The sequence below is a fragment of the Pontitalea aquivivens genome (assembly GCF_046507575.1).
In the GTDB taxonomy this organism is placed as follows: domain Bacteria; phylum Pseudomonadota; class Alphaproteobacteria; order Rhodobacterales; family Rhodobacteraceae; genus Pontitalea; species Pontitalea aquivivens.
In genome coordinates this window covers 1-1,278 of the sequence record NZ_JBKFEY010000081.1, presented here as the reverse complement: position 1 = coordinate 1,278, position 1,278 = coordinate 1, and the positions used below count along the sequence as shown (strand labels likewise).

Annotated in this window: 1 protein-coding gene; it reads left to right on the top strand. The window is 64.2% G+C overall.

Annotated elements, in window-relative coordinates:
• Positions 1 to 73 precede the first annotated feature (73 nt).
• On the top strand, positions 74 to 1,117 hold the full coding sequence (locus ACK8OU_RS20185; RefSeq protein ID WP_410305120.1) for an IS5 family transposase: 1,044 nt from the start codon (positions 74 to 76) through the stop codon (positions 1,115 to 1,117).
• Positions 1,118 to 1,278 lie beyond the last annotated feature (161 nt).

Sequence of the window (1,278 nt, the reverse complement as noted above, 5' to 3'; positions counted from 1 at the left end):
GGCACCTCGAAAAATTGCCGTGACGACGCTGCCATCGTAGGATGAGGGGGGAGTCGGCTGCTGGAGGATGACGATGGCGCAGATGGGGTTCTTTGATCTTTCAGATCGTTACGCGAGCCTTGATGCCAAGCGGGACCCGTTGGTCGAGATCGACGCCATCGTGCCTTGGGATGAGTTTCGTCCGACGCTTGAGCGGGTTTGGCGGAAGCCTGAAGCGGAGCGGAAGTCGCGGGCCGGGCGCAAGCCGATGGACGCGGTGGTGATGTTCAAGACGCTGGTGCTGGGCGCGCTCTACAATCTGTCCGATGACCAGATCGAGTATCAGGTGCGCGACCGGCTGTCCTTCATGCGGTTTCTTGGTCTCGGGCTCGAGGACCGGGTGCCCGACGCCAAGACCGTCTGGCTCTATCGCGAGGGGCTGGCGCAGGCGGGTGTGGTCGATGCGCTGTTCAAGCAATTCGACGGGTATCTGGCGCGGCAGGGCTACATCGCACGCGGCGGGCAGATCCTGGACGCCTCCATCGTGCCGGTGCCGCGCAACCACAACAAGCGGGATGAGAACAAGGCGATCAAGAACGGCGAGGTGCCGGAGGGTTGGGCCGACAAGCCCGCCATGCGGTCGCAGAAGGACACTGATGCGCGTTGGACCAGGAAGCATGGGAAATCTTACTACGGCTACAAGAACCACGTGAACGTCGACCGCCAGCACAAGCTGGTGCGCCGTTACCATGTCAGCGACGCGGCGCTGCATGACAGTCAAGCGGTGGACCACCTGCTGATGCAGGGCAACACCAGTGCGGACGTCTGGGCTGATCCGGCCTATCGGTCCGAGGAGATGGAGGCCAAGCTGCGCGCCCGGGGCCTGAAGAGCCGCATCCACCGCAAGGGCAAGCGCGGCAAACCGCTGAGCGAACAGGGCAAGGCCAGCAACCGGACGAAGTCCGCCGTGCGCGCCCGGGTCGAACATGTCTTCGGCGCGCAGACCAACGACATGGGCGGGACGCTGGTGCGCACCATCGGCCTGGTGCGTGCGAAGGCGAAAATCGGGATGAAAAACCTCGCTTACAACATGCGAAGGCTGGCGCAACTGCGCCGCCTGAACCCATCTCCGGCGTAATCCGGGGCGCGGACGTCAGGCCGAGGAGGCAGAGGCCCGCCATAGCCGGGCGGAGTGGGTCCCGACTACGCTGCCGAACACTCCAGCAAGCCGCTTCCCGCAGGCTTCAGGCCGCCAAATCGGCCCTGAACGGCGGAAAACAAGGAAAAATCGAGGTGCCC